This is a genomic window from Aminobacter sp. UC22_36 (assembly GCF_044056035.1).
In the GTDB taxonomy this organism is placed as follows: domain Bacteria; phylum Pseudomonadota; class Alphaproteobacteria; order Rhizobiales; family Rhizobiaceae; genus Aminobacter.
This window is the reverse complement of sequence record NZ_CP171996.1, coordinates 1,054,620-1,079,024: the sequence shown is the minus strand read 5'-3', so window position 1 is coordinate 1,079,024 and position 24,405 is coordinate 1,054,620. Positions and strand designations below refer to the sequence as shown.

At 61.4% G+C, this 24,405-nt stretch carries 18 protein-coding genes, 1 tRNA gene, 1 pseudogene and 1 riboswitch; of the genes and pseudogenes, 11 read left to right on the top strand and 9 right to left on the bottom strand.

The window, feature by feature from the left end; all coding sequences use genetic code 11:
* The first annotated feature begins 2 nt into the window (after window positions 1-2).
* Entirely contained in the window at window positions 3-236 is a 234-nt protein-coding gene (locus ACHMW7_RS08365; protein WP_395449813.1) for a sulfurtransferase TusA family protein, read from the top strand.
* Between the two features lie 20 nt (window positions 237-256).
* Here the strand turns inward: ACHMW7_RS08365 and ACHMW7_RS08360 are convergent, their stop codons facing one another.
* Both ACHMW7_RS08360 and ACHMW7_RS08355 read right to left on the bottom strand, forming a co-directional pair.
* The gene (locus tag ACHMW7_RS08360) at window positions 257-1,393 is read right to left on the bottom strand and encodes a CobW family GTP-binding protein (protein WP_395449812.1); all 1,137 of its coding nucleotides are present in this window, start codon (window positions 1,391-1,393) and stop codon (window positions 257-259) included.
* Window positions 1,390-2,542, bottom strand: a pseudogene (locus tag ACHMW7_RS08355) (D-alanyl-D-alanine carboxypeptidase family protein). Before ACHMW7_RS08355 ends, ACHMW7_RS08360 begins: the two are co-directional and overlap by 4 nt.
* Window positions 2,543-2,769: 227 nt before the next feature.
* Here ACHMW7_RS08355 and ACHMW7_RS08350 point away from each other — a divergent pair.
* Together ACHMW7_RS08350 and ACHMW7_RS08345 are read left to right on the top strand one after the other, a co-directional pair.
* Entirely contained in the window at window positions 2,770-3,933 is a 1,164-nt protein-coding gene (locus ACHMW7_RS08350) for a M20 aminoacylase family protein (protein ID WP_395449811.1), read from the top strand.
* A 153-nt stretch (window positions 3,934-4,086) separates the two neighbouring features.
* A tRNA-Arg gene (locus ACHMW7_RS08345) sits at window positions 4,087-4,163 on the top strand.
* A 334-nt stretch (window positions 4,164-4,497) separates the two neighbouring features.
* Here the strand turns inward: ACHMW7_RS08345 and ACHMW7_RS08340 are convergent.
* Window positions 4,498-5,043, bottom strand: a complete 546-nt coding sequence (locus ACHMW7_RS08340) for a hypothetical protein (RefSeq protein WP_395449810.1) — start codon at window positions 5,041-5,043, stop codon at window positions 4,498-4,500.
* Window positions 5,044-5,689: 646 nt separating this feature from the next.
* On the opposite strand from ACHMW7_RS08340, the gene ACHMW7_RS08335 reads away from it, so the two are divergent.
* Entirely contained in the window at window positions 5,690-9,592 is a 3,903-nt protein-coding gene (locus ACHMW7_RS08335; RefSeq protein WP_395449809.1) for a hypothetical protein, read from the top strand.
* Window positions 9,593-10,071: 479 nt separating this feature from the next.
* Window positions 10,072-11,808: a hypothetical protein gene (locus tag ACHMW7_RS08330; RefSeq protein WP_395449808.1), complete on the top strand. Its 1,737-nt coding sequence runs from the start codon at window positions 10,072-10,074 to the stop codon at window positions 11,806-11,808.
* Between the two features lie 67 nt (window positions 11,809-11,875).
* Here the strand turns inward: ACHMW7_RS08330 and ACHMW7_RS08325 are convergent, their stop codons facing one another.
* From ACHMW7_RS08325 to ACHMW7_RS08305, 5 genes are all read right to left on the bottom strand, one after another.
* A complete protein-coding gene (locus tag ACHMW7_RS08325) occupies window positions 11,876-12,625 on the bottom strand; it encodes a F0F1 ATP synthase subunit A (RefSeq protein ID WP_395449807.1) in 750 nt (249 codons plus the stop codon).
* Between the two features lie 301 nt (window positions 12,626-12,926).
* On the bottom strand, window positions 12,927-14,324 hold the full coding sequence (gene lpdA, locus ACHMW7_RS08320) for a dihydrolipoyl dehydrogenase (RefSeq protein WP_395449806.1): 1,398 nt from the start codon (window positions 14,322-14,324) through the stop codon (window positions 12,927-12,929).
* A 4-nt stretch (window positions 14,325-14,328) separates the two neighbouring features.
* Window positions 14,329-15,636, bottom strand: coding sequence for a dihydrolipoamide acetyltransferase family protein (locus ACHMW7_RS08315; RefSeq protein WP_395449805.1), 1,308 nt, complete (start codon window positions 15,634-15,636; stop codon window positions 14,329-14,331).
* A 2-nt stretch (window positions 15,637-15,638) separates the two neighbouring features.
* Window positions 15,639-16,652: an alpha-ketoacid dehydrogenase subunit beta gene (locus tag ACHMW7_RS08310; RefSeq protein WP_395449804.1), complete on the bottom strand. Its 1,014-nt coding sequence runs from the start codon at window positions 16,650-16,652 to the stop codon at window positions 15,639-15,641.
* Between the two features lie 3 nt (window positions 16,653-16,655).
* Entirely contained in the window at window positions 16,656-17,891 is a 1,236-nt protein-coding gene (locus ACHMW7_RS08305; protein WP_395449803.1) for a 3-methyl-2-oxobutanoate dehydrogenase (2-methylpropanoyl-transferring) subunit alpha, read from the bottom strand.
* A gap of 186 nt (window positions 17,892-18,077) precedes the next feature.
* A riboswitch (TPP riboswitch) is annotated at window positions 18,078-18,194 on the top strand.
* 216 nt (window positions 18,195-18,410) lie between these two features.
* Here ACHMW7_RS08305 and thiC point away from each other — a divergent pair.
* From thiC to ACHMW7_RS08275, 6 genes are read left to right on the top strand one after another with little or no spacing between them, the layout of a single operon-like run.
* On the top strand, window positions 18,411-20,237 hold the full coding sequence (gene thiC / locus ACHMW7_RS08300) for a phosphomethylpyrimidine synthase ThiC (protein WP_395449802.1): 1,827 nt from the start codon (window positions 18,411-18,413) through the stop codon (window positions 20,235-20,237).
* A complete protein-coding gene (gene thiO, locus ACHMW7_RS08295; protein ID WP_395449801.1) occupies window positions 20,234-21,220 on the top strand; it encodes a glycine oxidase ThiO in 987 nt (328 codons plus the stop codon). The genes thiC and thiO overlap by 4 nt, the downstream gene beginning before the upstream one ends.
* Window positions 21,204-21,401 (top strand): sulfur carrier protein ThiS, encoded by a 198-nt coding sequence (gene thiS, locus ACHMW7_RS08290; RefSeq protein ID WP_395449800.1) that lies wholly within the window; start codon window positions 21,204-21,206, stop codon window positions 21,399-21,401. Before thiO ends, thiS begins: the two co-directional genes overlap by 17 nt.
* Window positions 21,402-21,404: 3 nt before the next feature.
* A complete protein-coding gene (locus ACHMW7_RS08285; protein ID WP_395449799.1) occupies window positions 21,405-22,178 on the top strand; it encodes a thiazole synthase in 774 nt (257 codons plus the stop codon).
* A complete protein-coding gene (locus ACHMW7_RS08280) occupies window positions 22,175-22,780 on the top strand; it encodes a thiamine phosphate synthase (protein ID WP_395449798.1) in 606 nt (201 codons plus the stop codon). The genes ACHMW7_RS08285 and ACHMW7_RS08280 overlap by 4 nt, the downstream gene beginning before the upstream one ends.
* Entirely contained in the window at window positions 22,777-23,529 is a 753-nt protein-coding gene (locus ACHMW7_RS08275; protein WP_395449797.1) for a hydroxymethylpyrimidine/phosphomethylpyrimidine kinase, read from the top strand. Before ACHMW7_RS08280 ends, ACHMW7_RS08275 begins: the two co-directional genes overlap by 4 nt.
* A 9-nt stretch (window positions 23,530-23,538) precedes the next feature.
* On the opposite strand, the gene fghA is transcribed toward ACHMW7_RS08275, so the two are convergent.
* On the bottom strand, window positions 23,539-24,372 hold the full coding sequence (gene fghA, locus ACHMW7_RS08270; protein ID WP_395449796.1) for an S-formylglutathione hydrolase: 834 nt from the start codon (window positions 24,370-24,372) through the stop codon (window positions 23,539-23,541).
* Window positions 24,373-24,405: the final 33 nt, after the last annotated feature.

Here is a 24,405-nt window from a genome sequence, read left to right as displayed (position 1 = left end):
GCGTGAGCGAAACCACCGACATTTACGACCTCAGGGGGCTCAACTGCCCCCTGCCCGTGCTCAAGGCCAGGCGCCGCCTCGCCGACATGGCGGCGGGCGACTTGTTGTGGCTCGAAACCACCGACCCGCTCGCGGTGATCGACATCCCGGCCTTCTGCCAGGAGGCCGGCCACCGGCTGGTCGAAACCAGGCCGGTTTCAGGCGGCCACCGCTTCCTCGTCGAACGCGGAAACTGATTTTCGCAAAAGACTGGAAACTAGAGCCCGGCGATCGCCAACGGGTTGTTTTCCATAGCCTGGCGGTCGGGCGTGTCGATGGCAGGCCTGTTGACGAAGGCTGAAAACAGCCGTTCGACATAGTCGCGCGGCAGGTCGATGCCGATCAGCACCAGCCTTGTGCCGCGCACCGCATCCGGCCAGGACGGCAACCGCGCCGGCGGATGCAAAAGCTTCTGCACGCCATGGACGACCAGCGGCCGTGCCCGGTCCTCCATCAGCTCGACGATGCCCTTGATGCGCAAAAGCTTGTCGCCCTGGGTCGACAGCAAAAGGTCGAGGAACATCTCGATGGTCGAAAACGGCAACGGACCGTCATGGCTCAGCGAAAACGAGCCGATGCGGGCGTCGTGAGCGTGGGCGTGGTGATGGTCGTCATGGCCATCGCCGTGGTGGTGATGGTGATCGTGCTGGTGATCGTGGTGATCATGGTGATCATGCGCCTGCGCCTCGCCGAGCCAACGGCGCACGTCGGCGGTCTTGGACGCCGGATCGTAGAGCCCGCATTGCAGCAGCTTGGCCACCGCTGCCCCTTCGACCTCGCGGATCTCGGCGCCCAGATTGATGCGGCTGATCCGCGCCTTGAGTGCTGAAAGCCATTCGGCGTCGTCGACGAGGTCGGCCTTGGTCAAGACGATGCGGTCGGCCACCGCCACCTGCTTGACCGCCTCGACATGGGCGTCGAGCGTCGCCGAGCCATTGACCGCATCGACGACCGTGATGACGCCGTCGAGCCGGAAGGCATGGATCAGGGCCGGATGGCCCATGATCGACTGCAGCACCGGCACCGGATCGGCAAGCCCGGTGGTCTCGATGACGATCCGCGCCAGCCGCTCGATGCGGCCGGTCTGCAGGCGGTCGACGAGATCGGCCAGCGTGTCGACGAGTTCGCCACGCACCGTGCAGCACAGGCAGCCATCGGACAATTCGATGACGCCGTCCGAGGCCTTTTCGACCAGCAAATGGTCGATGGCGACATCGCCGAACTCGTTGATGATGACAGCCGTGTCGGCGAGCTCGGGATCCCTGAGCAGCCGGTTGAGCAGCGTCGTCTTGCCGGCGCCGAGAAAGCCGGTCAGCACCGAGACGGGGATCGGAAACGCCGCCTGCGGGTTCACGACCGGGCCTGGGTGTTGCTCGAAACCACCGGCACCGCACCTGTCGGCGCCGGCCTGTCAGGGCGCCAGGTCGGCAGCGGCACGTCGGCCTGTTCGACTGCTATGTCGCGGCCGCCAAGCGCCTTGGGCATCGGCCCGGTGGCGCCGCCCAGGCTGACGGTCACCCAGTTACGCGGGCGCGTCATTTCGGGAATGATCGAGACCTTTTCCGGTGCTGCGCCCGTTTCGGTCGGGCCGTCTGATGCCACGTGCTTGGCCTTTTTCGAGCAGACCACGTCGCGCATGTCGGTGGCAAGGTCGCGGTTGTCGCCATAAGGTGCGAGCGTCGCCACCGTCACCGAGCTGATGCCGGTGCGGCCAAAACCACCCTGCAGCATCTTGGCGGCCTCTTCGGCACGGTCACCCGGCGACGTCGCGCCGAGCACGATCGCCGCCAGCGTCTGGCCGCCACGATTGGCCGAGGCGATCAGGTTGAAGCCCGAATTCGCAGACAAAGCCTGTTTTCATGCCGTCGGTGCCGGGGAAGCGGCCGACCAGCGGGTTGAAATTCTTCAGCTTCGCCTTGCCGGCAATGATGCCTTCAATGTCGAAATAAGACGCGTATTGCGGGTATTCCAAGCGGATCGCCCGCACCAGGATCGCGAGGTCGCGCGCCGTGGTGTACTGCTCGGGGTCATGCAGGCCGTTGGCATTGACCCAGTGGCTGCCCGACATGCCCAGGCGCTGCGCCTCGGCATTCATGCGCGCGGCGAAGGCCTCTGGCGTGCCGCCGACATTCTCGCCGATCGCCGCAGCAATGTCGTTGGCCGACTTGACCATGATGATCTTCAGCGCATTGTCGAGGGTCAGCACCGAGCCGGGCTTGTAGCCCATCTTGGCCGGCGGGAAGGCCGCCGCCTTTTTGGAGATCCTGATCGGCGAATCGAGCGCCAGTTCACCCGCCTGGACGGCGCGGAAGGTCGTGTAGGCGGTCATCAGCTTGGTCAGCGACGCCGGGTGCCAGCGCTTGAACGCATCCTGGTGCTCGATGATGGCACCTGAATTGATGTCGAAAAGCAGCACCGGATTGGCCGCCGCAGGCGCTGCACCGAACGCGGTCGCGACCGTTAGGCCAAGGAGCATGCTTTTGACGAACTGCATCTTCATCATCAAATCCGAAATCGCCTCTTGCCGATCATAGCCGGCCGTCCATAAGATTTCCGTAAACCGGGATGGCAACGCGCTGGCCGGTACAAAAGACCCATGGCCACGGCGCCGCCGCCGCTGCTAAATAACCTATGTGACGCCAAGATGGCAGAGCTTGGACGATCACAATTGCGAATCCGGACCCTGGTTCCACACCCAGTCGGTCCACCACACAGGAAGTCGAGACAAACATGCCGATCCTGAACCGAGCCGCCGAAATGCAGGACGAGATCGCCGGCTGGCGCCGTCACCTGCACCAGAAGCCGGAACTCAATTTCGACGTCTTCGAGACCGCCGACTTCGTGGTGGGCAAGCTCAGGGAATTCGGCTGCGACGACATCGTCACCGGCCTCGGCAAGACAGGCGTGGTCGGCATCATCAAGGGCAGCCTCGGTGCCGGTGGCGTGGTGGGCCTGCGCGCCGACATGGACGCGCTGCCGATCGAGGAGATCACCGGCAAGCCCTACGCCTCTGAAGTGCCTGGCAAGATGCATGCCTGCGGCCATGACGGCCACACCGCCATGCTTTTGGGTGCGGCCAAGTATCTCGCCGAAACCCGCAACTTCGCCGGTTCTGTCGCGGTCATCTTCCAGCCCGCCGAAGAAGGCGGCGGCGGTGGCAACGAGATGGTCAAGGACGGCATGATGGAGCGTTTCGGCATCCAGAAGGTGTTTGGCATGCACAACATGCCGAGCCTGCCGGTCGGCCAGTTCGCCATCCGCCCGGGCGCGATCATGGCGGCGACCGCCGAGTTCACCATCACCATCAAGGGCAAGGGCGGCCATGCCGCGATGCCGCACCGCGCCATCGACCCGATCGTCACCGGCAGCCAGCTGGTGACCGCGCTGCAGACGATCGCCTCGCGCAGCACCGACCCGGCCGAGGCGATCGTCGTTTCGGTGACCAAGTTCAACGCCGGCACCGCCTACAACATCATTCCCGAGCAGGCGGTCATTGCCGGCACCGTGCGCACGCTGAAAAAGGACATCGCCAAGCTGGCGCAGGAGCGCATGGCTGCGATCTGCCGCGGCGTCGCCGAAGCCACCGGCACGGCGATCGAGCTCGACTACGACGCCAACTATCCCGTCACCTTCAACCATGAAAACGAGACGGTGTTTGCCGGCGATGTCGCCGCCACCGTCGCCGGCGAAGCGCAGGTCCACCGCGCGATCCAGCCCTTGATGGGCGGCGAGGACTTTTCCTACATGCTCGAAGCCCGCCCCGGCGCCTTCATCTTCATCGGCAATGGCGACACCGCCAACCTCCACCACCCGGCCTATGACTTCAACGACGAGGCCATCCCGCACGGCGTCAGCTACTGGGTCCGCCTCGCCGAAACCGCCCTGGCGGCCTAGCGCCCCTGCCCGCAAAACGCCTCCGGGGCTGCCCGCCGGCCCTGGAGGCGGAAACAGCATTTGCCGCAGCCAGCCGCCGCCAAAACGTTTCAGCCGCGGCCCGCCAAAAACCGTTGGCGAATCCGTTTGAAGCCGCTATGTGTGCAGCCGAGTGGTCCCGTAGCTCAGTAGGATAGAGCGGCAGATTCCTAATCTGTAGGTCACAGGTTCGATTCCTGTCGGGATCACCAACTACGCCACCGGAGAAAAGCCTTTCTCTTCAAGGGGCTATGGTGATCAAAGGTCCAGATGCTGCCCTCTGCTCTAGGGGCTCGATTTGACAGCGTTTTGGAGACCAACGCCAGTTGTCGATCTTCGATCGAGGAGTCGTGATTTTTCGGAATCAGCCCTTTTTCCCCCAGATTGAGCACCCCAAAACCGTTCTTGCTCGCTTGGCCTACGGCGGTTGGATTGATTGCCAACGCGAGCGTCCTTCGGAGCCAGGCAACCCCTCCTTCCCCGCCATCTTCGAAGCCATAAACGGTCGCGAGGTGCGGACGAGAATGGAGGTTAGAAAGATGTTACTCACCCGCGAACTGCGAGCAGGTCCTTTGTGAAACCTTGAGGGAGAGTTTTCGATTTCGAATAGTACGCTATATCGAGATCAAAGAGATCGCGCACTCGACCTAACTCAATCCTAAGGGTCCGGCTAGCGATCCGATTTCTATCGGCCTTGAAAATCAAGTGGTAAGCGGCAATCCAAAACACGGCTGCATCGCGAAAGTAAATATCCGTGGTAGGGCCGACCACGGAGTAGCAGCCTGTCTTAGAGATGATCTCATCCGCGAAATCGTCATGCACCATCGAGCAAACCGACAGGAATAGACGGCGGTTCTTCAGACAGGGCTTCAGCAGGATTGCTAGCTCGTCAAAGTCGATATCCTCTTGGTTTGTAAGCGTTAAGCCTTCAGCCTCTCCGTGGGCCGAGATGTGAAGATAGCGGTAATTCGAGCGCTTGTAGGCTTCCAACGCCTCCTCGAACTCATCACGCGTCCGAACGTAACGGTATTTTCGGCCGCTTTCCGTGTAGTCGCAGGAAGTTTGAGAGGATACTACCCTCAAATCGACCATTTCCCTCATCGTCGGGATCAAGGCTTTCGATTATGAAAACGTCGGGCTTCGCCATTCATGCACTCCTTTCCGCTGTCATTACTTGATACGCCACGGAAGCCCGTTTTCAACTGGGATTGAGTCAGACTTCTCCCGATGATCTTTAGCTAGACATCGAAGTGACGAATATTCGCGAAGCGTCATGGTCTTTCAATCTGCGATGTCGCAGTCAGATTCCCGCCGACCACCCGTCGTTCAACTCAGCGTGGCTAAATGGCTGCTTGGTGAAAGGCGTCATCGCCGCGCCCACCGCCCGACTTCCGCCCTCCACCCGAGGCGGTCACTCAAAGGCGCTCTTGATGGAATGCTGCCGTTCCCATGCAACAGGTAAACGGCAAATCGTGCCCGAACCGGTCTGTCGAGATGCCGAATTGAATGGCTATGTTAGTCGAAAAGTAGACCCTCGTCCCGATTGCGATATATCGCCCATGCACTATGCTCGACGAACATTTTTAGTCCGACCCGTTGTGACCTGATCATGAATTCAGAATTTTACCTTCCACGCACGCTACACGACGAGAACAAATCATATAGCGAAACTACGCTCCTAGCCGCTTCGCAGTACATTGTCGTTCTGGCTGAACCGGGAGGCGGGAAAACGAGGCTAATGGATAGCCTGGCAACTCAATTGAAGACCAAAAGGATCACAGCGAACGTTTTCCATCACACAATCTCAAATGCAAAATACAAACCGCTTGTAATTGATGCATTCGATGAGCTCGCAAAGGTTGACGCTTCCGGCATCTACAAACTGCTTGGCAAGGCGGTAGAAGCACAAGCCGATAGGGTGATCTTGTCCAGCCGCTCAAGTGAGTGGGACAACTCCTGCACGCAGAGCTTTGCGGAATTCTTTGACACCAAACCATTGGTGGTGCGTTTGACCGCTTTTATCGAAGCGGAACAAAAGTTGCTTTTTGACCACCATATACCGGGAGAGGATTTTCACAGATTCCAGGCTGAAGTTTCCCGTTTCGACCTAGAACAACTCCTGCCAAATCCACAATTCTTGACACTCTTTGCGGATGCCTACTCGGAAAGCAATAGATGCTTCAAGGACAAAATTTCCATCTTTGAACTTGCTGTAGATCGACTAGCAAAAGAGACAAATACAAGCGTCTCCCAGAAGCGAGAAATCCCTTTCGAACGGAAAATTGCCCTTGCCGCTGATGTCTTCACCAAGCTGTTGCTTTCCGGCTCGGAGGGTGTGAGTTCCAGTGATGTAAATTCTGATCGCATGTACCCAAGACTAGCCTCACTTATTGTTGGCGAGGCATCAATTGGAAGCATCTTGGCAACCAGGCTGTTCAAGCCGGGTGACAAGGTCGGCCAACACCAACCGATGCATAAAATAGTATCAGAGTATTGTGCCGCGACTTACCTGATCAAGCGGATCACCGACCCCACAGACGCCCTGTCTCTTCCACAATGCTTAGCAATCATTGCACCGAATTCGACTGTTCGTGATGAATTAAGGGGTCTCCTTGGTTGGATGGCTGCACTTGGCAACAAGCACATCCAAGAAGCTGCGATCGACCTAGACCCGTATGCCGTACTTGCCAACGGGGACCCGTCTAGGCTGCTCCCCACTTCGAAGTGCAAGCTAATCCATAGATTGAAGTCAATCGCCAAAACTGATCCATACTTTCGTAGAAGCGACATATGGAGAACATTTAGTGCGGCAGGGTTCTTCACAGAAGACGTTGTTTCCGACATTAAACCGTTGCTTACTGAAAAGGACGAAAACGGGCATCTTAGATGGTTGATACTCGAACTTTTAGTCGACTCCAAAGCCATTCCTTTAATGTCAAATGAACTTCGAGAGCTTGTACTTGCGCCACAGGAAAGCAACCATACCCGCACATTGGCCAGCCAATGTTTGTTGGGAATTCAAAAACATGACCACAAAGCTGACCTAGCAGTTCTAATATTCGAGGCTACCCGCACTTCGTTGAATATTGCCGCTAAGATCATGGAGGGCACTGGGATAGAGAGCTTCGAAAAGACCTATCTCGCAGGGTTCTTGCGTATCTGTGCAAATCTGTACCCCCCACACGCAGAACGTTTTGATCGCACGATTGGTGACAGATACTTTGTAAAGCGTTTTGTCTCTATCCTTGACCTCCCAACAGTCGACTGGCTCTTGCATAACTTGACCCACGGCCTCAGCTGCAAGTGCGGGAAAAAATCCTACGAATGCGATTGTCGGAACGGAACCAGCAAAATCGTTGGATCGCTATTGGATCGTTTTTTTGAACTGTCCAGCGCTCCCTTTGACCCCAAAACAATTTGGAAATGGGTACAAAACCTGAAATTTCATGAAAGCAAAGGTCCAGACCAAAGCACGGCCGTTCGCGTCCTTCGACAAGACGACACCCTGCGCCAAGGCATCATTGCACTTGCATTTGAACATGAGACAGATGGTGATCGGATATTTGAAATAAAGGTGCACCAGTTCGATAGACATTGTCACTCTGGACTATTTTTTCAGCAGATAGACTATCGTTTCATCGTGGACCTAGCGTTCTCGGTTGACAATACCGCTCTTTGGTCTCGATTCATTGCGCGCCATCAACGCCATCGCGACAAAAAAGTAAGAGGCCCGGACGATCTTCGCCACTACATGAAGCAACAGGCTAGGGAGAAACCTGTGTTCATGCAGAAGTGGGCAGAGACCAATAGAGCCGCAGAGAGATTTGAACGCGAGAACAGAATTCCCAGTTTCCGGTTGTCGCGGCGTATTAGGCGACGCGACAGGCAACAGATCGAAATCAGAGCCGCAAATATCAAGTACGTTCAAGACAATAAGGAGCTTGTAGAAGGGGGGGAGCACTGGTCTTGTCTCGCCCGATTTGCCGAACTGGTACTCATGCAACCCGACAAGATCGAGCACGAGTTCGGTGACGAAAAACTCGTTCGCAGTGCACTAAGAAATTGCCTCGATTTCATCGAGCCTCATGTTCCTAGCCTGCAAAGGCTTGCTGAACTGCAATGTCAATCGCAAGGCCTCCGCTCTGAAACCATATTGTACGCAGCGTGCCTTGAGATCATGCGGACAGAAGGAAGCCTCAAACGCGTTAAGCCTACATTGTTGGCCGCCCTCAGAACCAATATTAACATGGGTTACTCTGCAGTTACTAGTGACGAGCGAGAATTGCTAAAAACAGAGACTGACAAGCACCTGTTTGCGACGCCCCAGCTGGCCGAGGCTTTTCTAAGAAACTATGTTGAGCCGCAGCTCTGCATTCAACGGTGCAATAATCCACAAGTTGGCTTGCTTCGATATGACGAAGCATTCAAGCCTCTTCAACCCAGCTTGCCGATTGAATGGCTAACGCGTTTTTATGGACTGCCATTTGGTGCCCTAGATGAACTGTTTGAGTTGGCGGCTCAATTCGGGGAAACGAAGAAACTGGAAGAGATAATCTCGATCCGCTGTGCGGAATTCATGTTCTTCTGGCCCGACAAAACGGAAAATAATGAGCTGGAGCAAATACGCACCTTTTGGTTTGTCCGAGCGCTCCATTTCTTACCCAATGCCCCGAGGGCCTACTGGGAATGGCTGAAGGCAGACAAGGACACGGTCCTGATCCTGGACGAACGATCAGGGCGGATAAACCGCAGCGAACATCCATACTGGCCCCTTCTGTCCGCCGGCCAAATTGAAGCTATTCTGGACGCCTTCATCGATGTTTGGCCAAAGGTTGACTTGCCCAACCACTCAGGAAGCGACAGCCCGAAAGAGGAGAAGGCCTATCGTTTCCTAACGGAAGCGATCTGGAACATCGGGAAATGTGATCCCGACACTTCATTGCCCGTTCTAGATCGCCTTCTAGGCGATACCCGCTTTGCGGACATGCATCAGGATCTGCGAAGCATCCGCGCTTCAGAAGTCAGGAAAAAGGCTCTTAGAAATTTTCAAGCGCCCGACCCGATCAAACTGGTAGCGCTTCTGGAGAAAGGTGAGATCGCCACTGTTGAAGGGCTTCGGGCAATGATGCTTGATGAGCTTCAAAAGTATCAAGCTGATCTCATAGGCAGCGAGACAACTTCAAAGGACGTTTTCTACAAGGATTACAAGAAAGGAGAGCGCCTTGGAGAAGTCGCAGCGACACTGCGAATAGCGGATCGGATACGCCTTCGGCTTGAGGACAAGGGGGTCTCGGTGACACCGGAACACCAATTGCAAGATGCAAAGAGGTGCGATTTCACCTGCACCAAATTTATTGACAATCATAGACGACTTCTTGTTGTCGAAGTCAAAGGGCAGTGGCACGAAGAGCTTTACACTGCGGCATCAAAACAGTTGCACGAACGCTATTCGATACACCCACACGCCGAGCAACAAGGCATCTACTTAGTGCTTTGGTTCGGAGCCGAGGAGAAAGTGGCGGGGAAGAAAAATACGTTCATTGAGAACGCGGACCACCTCAAACAGAGCATTGAGGGATCAATGCCCAGTGAGCTCAAAGGGCTAGTTGATGTGTTCGTACTTGACGTAAGTAAAGCCTGAGCCAGCCAGAGCGACTAGATTATATGACATTTTGATTTCGGTGCCTTCACGGTCACCTCGAAACCCTATGCGCCGAGCCGTATTGGTGTCGGGTGAATGCCCCAAGGCGCTGGCAACATCAGGGTGGGGGACGAAAAATGTGGCTCAGCGCTATTGATCAGGCATTGCAGTGGTACGGGCGATTGCTGGTCTTTTCGCAAAGAGACCCATTCGAGCGTTTCATCCCGCAAGTGGCGAATATGTCCGGCATGGAGACCACAGCCGCCATATTCATGGTCGTGTCGGTCGTCGGATCTGCGGCCGCAATCCTTGCAAGATTCTCATGTGAGAAATGCCGGCTGCATCAGTAAGTTTGGGGTATTGTCTACTATTCTAATCCCTCATATCCGAATGCCAACAATTCACTTTTCTGACTGACCGAACTTTCCTCAACTGGCCAGGCCGGCCCGATGCGAGGGCCAACCGTCGGGAGGGACGTCATGACACCTAGGATTATCGCGATCGGCTGTTCGTTGTTGGCGCTGACGGCCGGCATGGCTCGGGCTGCCGACTGGGGCAGCAAGGTGCCGACGGAGATCAACATCACCGATCCCGCCCTCAAGCAATGGAACGCGCTGACCTACGACAAGGCGCCGCCGGCGCCCGAGCCGGGCAAGGATTATGGCATGGCGGAGGACGGCACGTTCCGCGCGCCGCGCGCCACGCCTTTGGGCGAAAGCCCGGCCTTTCCCGGCCAGCTCGAAGCCTGGGACGACAACAGCTACAGCAACAATGTCGAGGAGATCGCGTTTTACCCGCATGTCAGCTCGCCCTGGCATGCCTGGCCCGATGTCGCCGACTTCGACGGCAAGCGCTACATGTATGTGCACGACCGCGACTATATGCGGGTGCTCGACATCACCGACCCGGCCAAGGCCAAGGTCGTCTATTCCAAGGGCGGCGTGTGGGGTCCGGAAGGTTCGAGCGAGGACTGGGACGCCAAGACAGTCCAGGACTATTTCGGCGGCATCACCATCGCCTGGAGCGCAAAGCTTCAGAAGAACGTCGTTGTCGCTTCCTACGAGATCGGCCGCTTCGGCATTCTCGACAACAAACGCACCCAGCCCGACATCGTCGCGACCTTGCGCAACTACAATTCGCTCAAGGGCTTCAAGGTCTATGAGATGAACGGGCCGCTGCCCGACGACTGGAAGCTGATCGCCACCCGCACCACCGACACCAAAAATCCCGATGCGCCGATCGGCCAGCAAGAGGGCTCGGGCTCGCTCGACGCGCCGGCCTGGTTCGGCGGCAAATACATGTATCTGTCGGCGGCTCCCGACGATTCCTACGCGCTGACCGAATATCCTGATTACCTGCACTCGCCGGGCTACCAGGTCTGGGACATGTCGGACCCGGCCAATCCGGTCTTTGTCAGCCAGGTCACGGTGCCCGGCCAGATGGTCGGCGACAAGGCAAGCGAGGACGCGTACCTCAAGAACCCGCGCGCCGGCAACCGCACGTCGTGGATGGGCTCGCGCATGCCGCCGTTCCTGCCGACCCCGGTTGAAAAGGGCGGCAAGGTCGCCTTCGGCGCGATGGGCGGGCTCGGGCTCTACACCTTCGATCTGACCAATCCCGACAGACCGGAGATCAAGGGCCATGTCGAGACAGCGCCGAGCTTTGCCGGCACCGAGTTCGACAATGTCGACACCTCGCAATATGCGCGCACAGGTTATGTCCTTGCCAATGGCTATCCGATGAACTCGAACTGCTACGAGCCCTACAAGGACGTGCTGGTGATCGACGCCAAGGATGTCGCCGCACCCAAGGTGGTGGCGACCTTGCCGCGCCCGACGCCGCCGAAGGAGGCCAAGTTCAGCGATTTCTGCCAGCGCAAGGGCAGCTTCGGGCCCAAGCGCTCCGGCACCACCCACCAGCCGGGCCATGGCCGCGACGGCATCGTGCCTTATGCCTTCTACAACGCCGGGCTGCAGATCTTCGACGTCAAGGACCCGGCACAGCCGAAGATATCAGGCTATTTCGTGCCGCGTTTCCCAACGACTTCGGAGATGCCCGACTACACTTTCGACAATGCCAGCTTTGCGGTGTTCACCGAATATGACCGCAACATCATCTGGCTGTTTTCGGTCAATGGTGTGCATGCGCTGAAGACGCCGCTGCTCGGCGAGCCGAAGATGGGGATGAGCGACCAGGTCTGGCCGCCGCGCAACTGAGCCGGCCGATCCACCTGAACGGAAAAACCCCGGTCTCAAGCCGGGGTTTTTGTTTGGCAGCGCCCGATCAGTGCCCGGGGTGCAGCGCGTCGTTGAGATACATGCAGGTCAGCATGGTGAAGATGTAGGCCTGGATCACCGCCATCAACAGTTCGAGCGCGGTCAGCGCAACCGTCATGGCCAGCGGCAGCACGGCGGCGAAGATGCCGAGCGTGCCCATGCTGCTTAGGCTGACGACAAAGCCGGCAAAGACCTTGAGGGTGATGTGGCCGGCCAGCATGACGGCAAACAGGCGCACCGAATGGCTGATCGGCCGCGAGATGTAGGAAACGATCTCGATCGGCACGATGATCGGCGCCAGTGCCAGCGGCACGCCGGATGGCAGAAACAGCCTGAAAAAGCCGAGCCCGTTTTTCCAGATGCCGTAGAGCGTGACGGTTAAAAACACGATCATGGCAAAGGCGAAGGTGACGATGATGTGGCTGGTCACCGTGAAGGCATAAGGAAACATGCCGGCCAGGTTGGCGATCAGGATGAAGACGAACAACGAGAACACCAGCGGGAAAAATGTCATGCCGCCCTCGCCGGCATTTTCGCGCAAGGTCTTGGAGACGAATTCGTAGATCAGCTCGGTGATCGACTGCAGCCGCGTCGGCACAAGCGCACGCGCACTTGTCGACAAAAGCAGGAACAGCCCGCCGAACACCGCGACGCCGACCATGTAGGCGGCGGAGTTGGTGAAGGCGATCTCCTGGCCGGCAAACTCGAACAGGGTGAAGATCGGCTTGATTTCAAATTGTTCTATCGGTCCGGCCATGGCGCCTCTCCGGTCTGGTCAATGCGAATGCGAAAGCGCGCGCCACCGAACCCAATCCGGAAGCCTGACAGGGTCGAGCGCACAGGGCAGTCCGCCGCGCGGAGGCTGCATGTTTTCGCGGTTTCAAGGTGTGAACAGGTTCGGGTGACAAGTCTGCGGCGCCATCTCTTGGATGGGGCCGTCCCCGAACGTGCTAGGCACTGGTCGTCCAGTGCGTGGGCTTGTTAGCTGAGCTTAGCTGATTGGGCAAGGCAGTAAGGGACGCGGCGCAAGGCCGCGTCCCTGATATCAACATAGGGCATCAGATGTGCAGCGCGTGGCCGAGCGTGCGCAGTGCTGCCTCGAGGAAGGCCTCGCTTTGGGTCGGGTGGGCATGGATGGTGCCGGCGATGTCTTCCAGCCGCGCCCCCATCTCGATCGCCAGGCTGAAGGCCGCCGAAAGCTCCGACACGCCGGTGCCGACGGCCTGGATGCCGAGCACCAGATGGTTGTCCGCGCGCGCAACGATACGAACAAAGCCGTCTTCGCCGAGCAAGGTCATCGCCCGGCCATTGGCCGAGAACGGGAACGACGCCGACTTGATCTCGATGCCGAGCGCCTTGGCCTCGTCGGGCGAAAGACCAGCGGTGACGACCTCCGGATCGGTGAAGCAGACGGCGGGGATCGAACGCTTGTCCCAGCTGCGCTTGTGGCCGGCGACGATCTCGGCGACCATTTCGCCCTGGGCCATGGCGCGGTGCGCCAGCATCGGCTCGCCGGTGACGTCGCCAATGGCGTAGATGCCACGCATCGAGGTGCGGCACTGCTCGTCGATGCGGATGAAGCGGCCGTCGCGGTCGAGGTCGATCTCTTCCAGCCCCCAGCCTTCGACCAGCGGCTTGCGCCCGACCGTCACCAGCACCTTGTCGGCCAAAATCTTGTGCTCGCTGCCGTCGGCGGCCTCGACCAGCAGCGCATCGCCCTTGGCTGAAAGCCCCTTGGCCTTGGCGCCTGTCAGCACCTTGACGCCGAGCGTTTCAAGACGCTTGGCGACGGGCCGGGTCAGCTCGGCGTCATATTGCGGCAGGATGCGCGGCAAGGCTTCGACGACCGTCACTTTCGAACCGAGCTTGGCAAAGGCGGTGCCGAGCTCAAGGCCGATATAACCGCCGCCAACGACGGCCAGCGCTGCCGGCACCTGCTTGAGCGCCAGCGCCCCGGTCGACGAGATCACCGATCCGCCAAAGGGCAGGAACGGCAACTCGACCGGCACGGAACCAGTGGCAATGACGATGGTTTCAGCACGGATCACCTGCAGGCCGGTTTCGGTGTCGACCTCGACGGTCTTGCCGTCGCGGAAGCGCGCCCAACCCTGCACCGACTTGACCCGGGCCTTCTTGAGCAGGCCGGCAACGCCTGTGGTCAGGCGGCCGACGATGCGGTCTTTCCAGGCAACGGTCTTGGCGAGATCGAGCACTGGTGCCGACAGGGAGATGCCGAGCGGGCTTGTGCCCGACGCCATCTCCGAGACCTTGAGATATTCGTCGGCGGCGTGGATCATCGCCTTGGAGGGGATGCAGCCGACATTGAGGCAGGTGCCGCCGGGCTTGACCGCTTCGACGATGACGGTGTCGATGCCGAGCTGGCCGGCGCGGATGGCGCAGATATAGCCGCCGGGGCCAGCACCGATGATCAGAAGCTTGCAGGAGATTTCCTTCACAGCCTCAGCCCTCCACGAAGATCATTGCCGGCGCTTCGAGCAGCGCCTTGAGGCGCTGGACAAAGACCGCCGCGTCCCAGCCATCGATGACACGATGGTCGAAGCTGGAGGACAGGTTCATCATCTTGCGTGGCACGAACTGGGAGCCGTCCCACATCGGCCGGATCATGATCTTGTTGACGCCGACGATCGCCACTTCCGGATAGTTGATGACGGGCGTGGTGGCGACGCCGCCCATCGCCCCCAAGGAGGTGATGGTGATGGTCGAGCCGGTCAGCTCCTCGCGTGTCGCCGTGCCTGCCTTGGCCGCCTCGGCAAGGCGGTTGACCTCGACAGCGCAATCCCACAGGTCGCGCGCCTCGGCATGCTTGACCACAGGCACCATCAGCCCACCCGGCGTCTGCGCGGCCATGCCGATATGCACGCCGGCATGGCGGTGGATGATGCCGGCATCGTCGTCATAGATGGCATTGAGCTGCGGCTGTTCAGCCACCGCCTTGACCAGCGCCCGCATCAGGAACGGCAGCAAAGTCAGCTTCGGCCTCTCCGGCTTTTTCGAAGCGTTGAGCCTGGCGCGCAGCTCCTCGAGCGTGGTGACGTCGATCTCCTCGACATAGGTGATGTGGGGGATGCGCGACTTGGCCAGCGCCATCTTCTCGGCGATGCGCCGGCGCAGGCCGATGACCTTGATCTCCTCGACCCCTGACTTGGCCTGCAAGCCGGCCACTGGGACCGCCGCACCACGCGCGGCAAAACCGTCGAGATCTTCATGGGTGACGCGGCCGGCCGGACCGGTGCCGGGGATCTGACGCAGGTCGATGCCGGCTTCTTTGGCGCGCAGGCGGACGGCGGGCGAAGCCAGCGGACGTTCGCCTTCCGGCCTGGGCAGGCCAATTGTCGTGGCTCGTGGCACAGGCTTGAGCGCCGCAGTCGGCGTTGGCGCCTTTGCCGCAGCTTCGGCTTTCTTAGCCGGCGCAGGAGCCGCTTCCACAGCTGCCGGGGCCGGCTGCTTGACCTCGCTTTTCGCCTCGGTCGGTGCGGCCTCAGCCACAGTTTCCGCCGCTCCGTCGCCGGCGACCTTGATGCGCACGATCGGCGAGCCGACGGCGACGGTGTCGCCGATCTCGGCGCCGAGCCAGATGATCTCGCCATCGACCGGCGACGGGATTTCGACCGTCGCCTTGTCGGTCATGACGGCGGCAAGCACCGCGTCCTCGCGCACGAGGTCGCCGATCTTGACGTGCCATTCGACCAGTTCGGCCTCGGCCACGCCTTCGCCGACGTCGGGAAGCTTGATGACATGTTCGCCCATGTTCAGGCCCCCATCGTTTCGATCAAAGCTTCGCCGACCCGCTTGGGACCGGGGAAATAGTCCCATTCCTGGGCATGCGGATAAGGCGTGTCCCAGCCGGTGACACGCGCGACCGGCGCTTCGAGATGGTAGAAGCAGTGTTCCTGCACAAGTGCAGCAAGCTCGGCGCCAAAGCCCGAAGTCAGCGTCGCTTCATGCACGACAACGCAGCGGCCGGTCTTCTTGACCGAGGCGACGATGGTGTCGAGGTCGAGCGGCAGCAGCGTCCTCAAGTCGATGATTTCGGCATCGATGCCGGTCTCTTCAGCCGCCGCCTGGGCGACATAGACCATGGTGCCATAAGCGAGCACGGTGACGGCTGAACCTGGCCGGCGGATCTCCGCCTTGCCGAGCGGGGTGGTGTAATGCCCCTCGGGCACCTCGCCCAACTCATGCTTCGACCAGGCCGTAACAGGCCGGTCGTGATGGCCGTCGAAGGGGCCGTTGTACAATCGTTTCGGCTCCAGAAAGATCACCGGATCGGGGTCTTCGATCGAGGCGATCAGCAGGCCCTTGGCGTCGAGCGGGTTGGATGGAACGACGACCTTCAGGCCCGAAACATGGGTGAACAGCGCTTCGGGGCTCTGGCTGTGGGTCTGGCCGCCGAAGATGCCGCCGCCTGTCGGCATGCGCACGACGATCGGGCAAGTGAACTCGCCATTGGAGCGGTAGCGCAACCGTGCCGCTTCCGAAACGATCTGGTCATAGGCCGGATAGACATAGTCGGCGAACTGCACCTCGACACAAGGCTTGAGCCCGTAGGCGGCCATGCCGATGGCGGCACCGACGATGCCGAGTTCGCTGATCGGCGCGTCGAAACAGCGCGAGCGGCCGTATTTTTGTTGCAGCCCCTGGGTGCAGCGGAAGACGCCGCCGAAATAGCCGACATCCTCGCCAAAGACGACGACATCGTCGTCACGCCCCATGGCAACGTCCATGGCGCTGCGGATGGCTTCGATCATGGTCATGCGCGGCATGGTCTATACCCCCGCCTTCTGGCGCTGGCGTCTCAGATGCGGCGGCATCTCGGCATAGACGCCCTCGAACATGTCGCGCGTCGACGGCTTGCCACCGGCATGCAGCGTGCCGTGGCTTTCGGCTTCCTTCTGCGCTGCGATGACGGTTTCGAGGATTTCCGCCTCGGCCTGCTTGTGGCGTTCGTCCGACCACAGGCCACGCTTGATCAGGTGGTTCTTGAGCCGGATCACCGGGTCGCCGAGCGGCCAGGCATCTGATTCAGTCTTGGGCCGATAGGCCGAGGGATCGTCTGATGTCGAATGCGCGCCGACACGGTAGGTGACATATTCGACCAGCGTCGGGCCGAGATTGCGCCGGGCGCGTTCGGTCGCCCATTTGGCCACCGCATGGACGGCGAGATAATCGTTGCCGTCGACACGCAGGGCGGCAATGCCAAAGCCAAGGCCGCGCGCGGCAAAGGTGCCGGAGCCGCCACGGGCGATGCCCTGGAAGGTCGAGATCGCCCACTGGTTGTTGACGATGTTGAGCACCACGGGCGCCTTGTAGGTCGAGGCGAAAACGAGGGCGGCGTGGAAGTCGCTCTCGGCGGTGGCGCCGTCGCCGACCCAGCCGACGGCGATCTTGGTGTCGCCCTTGATGGCGGATGCCATCGCCCAGCCGACCGCCTGGATGTATTGCGTCGTCAGATTGCCGGAGATCGAAAAGAAGCCGTGCTCCTTCGAGGCATACATCACCGGCAGCTGCCGGCCCTTCAGCGGATCGCGCTCGTTGGAGTAGATCTGGTTCATCATCTCGACCATCGGATAGCCGCCCGCGATCAGCAGGCCGGCCTGGCGATAGGTCGGGAAATTCATGTCGCCTGGGATCAGCGCCTTGCGGAAGGCGCAGCTCACCGCCTCCTCGCCCATATGCTGCATGTAAAACGAGGTCTTGCCCTGGCGCTGCGCCATCTGCATGCGCGCATCGAAGGTGCGCAGCGTCATCATGTGACGCAGCCCATCGAGCTGCTCCTCGTCGGTCAGCGTACCGGCCCAGGGGCCGACGGCATCACCCTCGCGGTTGAGCACGCGGATGATCGAATAAGCGAGATCGCGGATGTTGCGCGGGTCGACATCGACCTCGGGTCGCGCCACCGATCCGGCCTTGGGAATCGGCACATTGGAGAAGTCGGGCGTGCCGCCCGGCCGAACCTCGGGTTCGGGCACGTGAAACTTGAGTGGCGAGGGATTGTCCGTCACGGATGTTCCTCCTGTCTCGCGCGCAGGCCAACTGGTCCTCCCTGCGCGGCAGACAATTTATGTCAGCAACGCTGACCTATTATCCCAACACTTTCGAAACCGCAATGGCTGCTGAGGTGAGTTTGGCATTGTCGCGACAATATCGAAAGCCCGGTTGACAGCAGCGGCCTTCCTCCCTCATGTTGCCGGCCTCACCAGGGGGGTCCCGACAAGGGGCTGAGATACTGCTCGCTTATGCAGCGCAGTGACCCGTTGAACCTGATCCAGTTCACACTGGCGTAGGGACGGTGCGAGGCGTTGCGGGTCGGGCATTCCGGCTTTGGCATTCGGGCTCATGCCCGAAGTCCCTCAGGCAAACCTCACCTCCTCCTCATCGCACGAACTGGGTCTCCATTGCGGCGCATCGCGTCCGAAAACCGGTTCCGGTTTTAGGCAAGCACGATGCGCAAACCCAAGGACCCGGAGCGTCCTTGTGCGTCCTGCCGGACGCATGGCGCGCCGAAGCAAGGAGGCTCACGCATGAATGCCCACACCCCGACAGTCACCGTTGGCGAACTTCCCGCCTCGAAGAAAGTCCACAAACCGGGAAAACTCCATCCCGCCATCCGCGTGCCGATGCGCGAAATCTCGCTCCACCCGACATCCGGCGAGCCGCCCGTCACCGTCTATGATTCCTCGGGCCCTTACACCGACACCTCGGTGAAGACAGACATCGAGCGTGGCCTGCCCCGGCTGCGCGAGGACTGGATCGTCGCCCGCGGCGACGTCGAGCGTTACGAGGGCCGCGCCGTCAAGGCCGAAGACAACGGCTTTGTCTCGGGCGAAAGGCTGACGCCGGAATTCCCGGTGCGCAACGCGCCGCTGCGCGCCACCGGCGGCCGTGCCGTCACCCAGCTCGCTTATGCCCGCGCCGGCATCGTCACGCCGGAGATGGAGTTCGTCGCCATCCGCGAAAACCTCGGCCGCGAGCAGCTGCGCACCAGGCTTGTGCGCGACGGCGAAAGCTTCGGTGCCGTCATCCCCGACTTCGTCACGCCGGAATTCGTCCGCGACGAGGTGGCGCGCGGCCGCGCCATCATCCCCTCCAACATCAACCATCCCGAAAGCGAGCCGATGATCATCGGCCGCAATTTCCTGGTCAAGATCAACGCCAATATCGGCAACTCGGCCGTCACCTCGTCGATGGCCGAAGAGGTCGAAAAGATGGTCTGGTCGACGCGCTGGGGCGCCGACACGGTGATGGACCTGTCGACCGGCCGCAACATCCACAACATCCGCGACTGGATCATCCGCAATGCGCCGGTGCCGATCGGCACGGTGCCGCTCTACCAGGCGCTGGAGAAGGTCAACGGCATCGCCGAGGACCTGACCTGGGAGGTGTTCCGCGACACGCTGATCGAGCAGGCCGAACAGGGCGTCGACTATTTCACCATCCATGCCGGCGTGCGCCTGGCCTATATCCACCTGACCGTCGACCGCGTCACCGGCATCGTTTCGCGCGGCGGTTCGATCATGGCCAAATGGTGCCTGCATCACCACAAGGAGAGTTTCCTCTACGAGCATTTCGACGAGATCTGCGACATCTGCCGCACCTATGACGTCGCCTTTTCGCTCGGCGACGGCCTGCGCCCCGGCTCGATTGCCGACGCCAACGACGCCGCCCAGTTCGCCGAACTGGAAACGCTCGGTGAGCTGACCAAGATCGCCTGGGCCAAGGACTGCCAGGTGATGATCGAGGGCCCCGGCCATGTGCCGATGCACAAGATCAAGGAGAACATGGACAAGCAGCTCGAGGTCTGCGGCGAAGCACCCTTCTACACGCTCGGGCCTTTGACCACCGACATCGCGCCCGGCTACGACCACATCACCTCAGGCATCGGTGCGGCGATGATCGGCTGGTTCGGCACGGCGATGCTCTGCTACGTCACGCCCAAGGAGCATCTCGGCCTGCCCGACCGCGACGACGTCAAGGTCGGTGTCATCACCTACAAGATCGCGGCCCACGCCGCCGATCTCGCCAAGGGCCACCCGGCGTCCAAGGTCAGGGACGACGCCTTGTCGCGGGCCCGTTTCGAGTTCCGCTGGGAGGACCAGTTCAACCTGTCGCTCGACCCTGAGACGGCACGCTCCTACCACGACCAGACCTTGCCCAAGGAAGCGCACAAGGTGGCGCATTTCTGCTCGATGTGCGGCCCGAAATTCTGCTCGATGCGGATCTCCCACGACATCCGCGCCGAAGCACAGAAAGAAGGGCTGGCGGCCATGGCGGCGAAATACCGCGACGGTGGCGACCTCTACATGGCCGTGGAGAGCGTCGAGCCGGCGGAGCCAGCGAGCCAGCCATGAAGCTGCTGATCCGCGGCGCGGGCGTTACCGGATTGACGCTCGCCCACGAGCTCGCATCGCGCGGCGCCGACGTCACCGTCGTCGACATCAAAAGGCAGATCGCCGGCAATGCCTCATGGCAGGCCGGCGGCATGCTGGCGCCGTGGTGCGAATTGGAGAGTGCCGAAGACGCGGTGCTGACGCTCGGGCGCGGTGCCGCCGACTGGTGGGACGCCGCCCTGCCCGGTCATGTCATGCGCAACGGCACGCTGGTCGTCGCCCCCGCCCGCGATGTCGCCGAACTCGACCGCTTCGGCCGCCGCACGTCTGGTTACCGCGCCATCGACGCCGAGGCGATCGCGGCCCTTGAACCCGACCTCGAAGGCAGCTTCACCCGCGCGCTGTTTTTCGCTGACGAAGCGCATCTCGACCCGCGCCGGGCGCTGCTCAGGCTGCAGCAAAAGCTCGTTGGGATGGGCGTGCGTTTCGAGTTCGGCTATGGCGCGGTGCACCAGCCGTCCTGCGATGTCGAGGCCGACTGCACCGGCATCGCCGGCAGGCAGCCTGAGCTGCGCGGCGTGCGCGGCGAGATGCTGATCCTCAAGACATCTGACGTCTCGCTGGCGCGGCCGGTGCGGCTGCTGCATCCGCGCGTGCCCGTCTACATCGTGCCGCGCTCCGGCAATCTGTTCATGGTCGGCGCAACGATGATCGAAAGCGACGCCGCCGGGCCGATCAGCGCGCGTTCGGTGCTGGAGCTGCTCAACGCCGCCTATGCGTTGCATCCGGCCTTCGGCGAGGCCGAGCTGGTCGAGACCGGCACCGGCATCCGCCCGGCCTTTACCGACAATTTGCCGCGCGTCGAGCGCGAGGGAAACACCATCCGCATCAACGGCCTCTATCGCCACGGCTTCCTGCTCGCACCTGCCATGGCGCGGCAGGCGGCCGTCATGATCCTGGGCACAGAGATGGAGAAGGAGCGCGCCGATGAAGCTCACCATTAACGGCGAACACCACGACGTCGCAGCCGCCACCCTCGCCGCCTTGCTTGCCGAGCTCGACTATGAGGGCAGCTGGCTCGCCACAGCCCTCAATGGCGAAGTCGTGCCGGCCAGGCAGCGCGACGGCTGCGCCCTCGCCGAAGGCGACCGCATCGAAATCCTCGCACCGATGAAGGGAGGGTAAGCCATGCTCGAACTCTACGGACAACAGGTTTCCTCCCGCCTGCTGCTCGGCACCGCACTCTACCCCTCGCCCGCCATCATGGCGGAGGCGATCAAGGCATCGGGCGCCGACATCGTCACGGTGTCGCTGCGCCGCGAGACCTCGGGCGGCAAGACGGGTGGAAAATTCTGGTCGCTGATCCAGTCGCTCGGCATGCGCGTCTTGCCCAACACCGCCGGCTGTCACTCGGTCAAGGAAGCGGTGACGACGGCGAGGATGGCGCGCGAGGTCTTTTCGACCAGCTGGATCAAGCTCGAGGTCATCGGCAATCACGACACGCTGCAGCCCGACGTCTTCGGCCTCGTCGAAGCCGCCAGGATTCTCGCTGCCGAAGGCTTCGAGGTCTTCCCCTACACGACCGACGACCTGGTCGTCGCCGGGCGGCTGCTCGACGCCGGCTGCAAGGTGCTGATGCCCTGGTGCGCGCCGATCGGATCGGCCCGCGGCCCGCAGAACCTCGATGCTTTGCGCAGCCTGCGCGGCCATTTCCCCGGCGTGCCGCTGATCGTCGACGCCGGCATCGGCCGTCCCTCGCATGCAGCCACCGTCATGGAGCTCGGCTACGACGCCGTGCTGCTCAACACGGCGGTTGCCAAGGCCGGCGACCCGGTCGCCATGGCTTCGGCTTTCGGCAAGGCGGTTGAAGCAGGACGGCAGGCATTCCGCGCCGGCCCGCTCGAACCACGCGACATGGCCGTTCCCTCCACTCCCGTCATCGGCATGGCAGCATTTTCATGAAGCTCGACCCGTTCTACCTGATTGTCGATTCCGCCGCCTGGATCGAGCGCCTGGTGCCTTTGGGCGTCAAGCTGGTGCAGCTGCGCATCAAGGACCTGGATGAGGCCGGCCTGCGCCGCGAAATCCGCGCCGCGAAAACCATCTGCGACCGCCATGGCTGCCAGCTCGTCGTCAACGATTACTGGCAGCTCGCCATCGATGAGAGTTGCGACTTCGTCCATCTCGGCCAGGAGGATCTGGCCGAAGCCGATGTGAAGGCGATCCGCCACGCCGGCCTGAAGCTCGGGCTCAGCACCCATGACGATGCCGAACTCGACACGGCACTTGCCGCCGCACCAGACTATGTCGCGCTCGGGCCTGTCTATCCGACCATCCTCAAGGCGATGAAATGGGCGCCGCAAGGGCTCGACCGCATCGCTGAATGGAAACGGCGCGTCGGCACAGTGCCGCTGGTCGCCATTGGCGGGCTCAATGTCGAGCGCATCGCAGGCGTCTTCGCCCAGGGCGCCGATAGCGCCGCCGTCGTCACCGATATCACGCGCAACGCCGATCCAGAGGCGCGCACCCGCGCCTGGCTGGCAGCGACGGCTCAGTGGCGATGACCTCGCATGTGCTCATCGTCGCCGGCTCGGATTCGAGCGGCGGCGCCGGCATCGTCCGCGACATCGAGGCGGTGTCGGCCTTCGGCCTGCGTTGCAGCCTCGCCGTCACGGCGGTGACGGTGCAGACGCATCAGCGCGTCGCGCGCATCGAGCAGATGCCGCCCGACCTCGTCGCCGACCAGATGCGCGCGGCCTTTGCCGCCAACCCGGTCGCGGCGGTCAAGATCGGCATGCTGGGAACCGCGGCGACCATCGACACCGTCGCTTCGGTGCTGGCGAGTTGCCTGCCGGTGCCTGTCGTGCTCGACCCGGTGCTCGCCTCGACCTCGGGACGCCGGCTGCTCGACCACGACGCCATCGACACGTTGAAGCGCAGGCTGTTTCCGCTTTGCGCGCTGGTCACACCCAACCTGCCCGAGCTGGCACTGCTGAGCGACCTGCCGCTCGCCAGCGGCGAAACAGAGATCGTCGAGCAAGCCGAAAAACTGTTCGACGCCGGTGTATCAGCCATTCTCGTCAAGGGCGGCCACGCCACGGGCGCGACCGCCACGGACCTGCTGATCCAGCCGGGCCGCGAACCCGTGCGCTTCGAGGCATCGCGCATTCCCGTCGCCATGCGTGGCACCGGCTGCCTGCTCGCCAGTGCCATCGCAGCACATCTGGCACGCTATGAAACGCTGGAGATCAGCATCGGCAAGGCGAAGCGCCATGTCTTCGCCAGGCTTCTTGCTTCGAGCGTGCAGGTCTGATCGCCTGGTTCAGCCCAGGCGGGCGGCGTGCCACCTCAGATGATCGTCCATGAAGGTCGAGATGAAGTTGTAGGAATGGTCGTAGCCGTCCTGCATGCGCAAGCTCAGCCCGATGCCAGCTTGCTTGCAGGCCTCTTCGAGCAGCCATGGCCGCAGGCCGTCCTGCAGGAAGCCGTCGGCCGAACCCTGGTCGACGAGGAATTCGGGGAAACGCTTGCCGTCCTCGATCAAAAGCGTCGTGTCATAGGCGCGCCAGGCTTGCTCGTCGGTGCCGAGATATTTCTCCAGCGCCGGCTTCGACCAGCCCGCCGTCGAGGGCTGGGCGATCGGTGCAAAGGCCGAACAGCTCTTGAAGCGCTCGGGGTTTTTCAGCGCGATGGTCAGCGCACCGTGGCCGCCCATCGAATGGCCCGAGATGGCCTGCCGCGACATGTCGGCCGGGAAGTTTGCGGCGATCAGCGCAGGCAGCTCCTCGGTGACGTAGGAATACATCCGATAGTTGGCAGCGAACGGCGCTTGCGTCGCGTCGACATAAAAGCCGGCGCCCGAACCGAACTGCCAGTTGTCCTTTTCGTCGGCGACGCCTTCGCCACGCGGGCTGGTGTCGGGGCAGACGATCATCAGGCCAAGCTCGGCAGCCAGGCGACGGTACTCGCCCTTGTCCATGACATTGGCATGGGTGCAGGTCAGGCCCGAGAGATACCACAGCACCGGCACCGGGCCATCCTTGGCCTGCGGCGGCACGAAGACGGCAAAGGTCATGTCGCAGGCGCAGGCCGCGGAGGCGTGGGCATAGACGCCCTGGACGCCACCATGCGACTTCGACGTGGAAATGGTCTTCATCTGCTTTGCCTTCTCGTCAAACAATCCCGACCC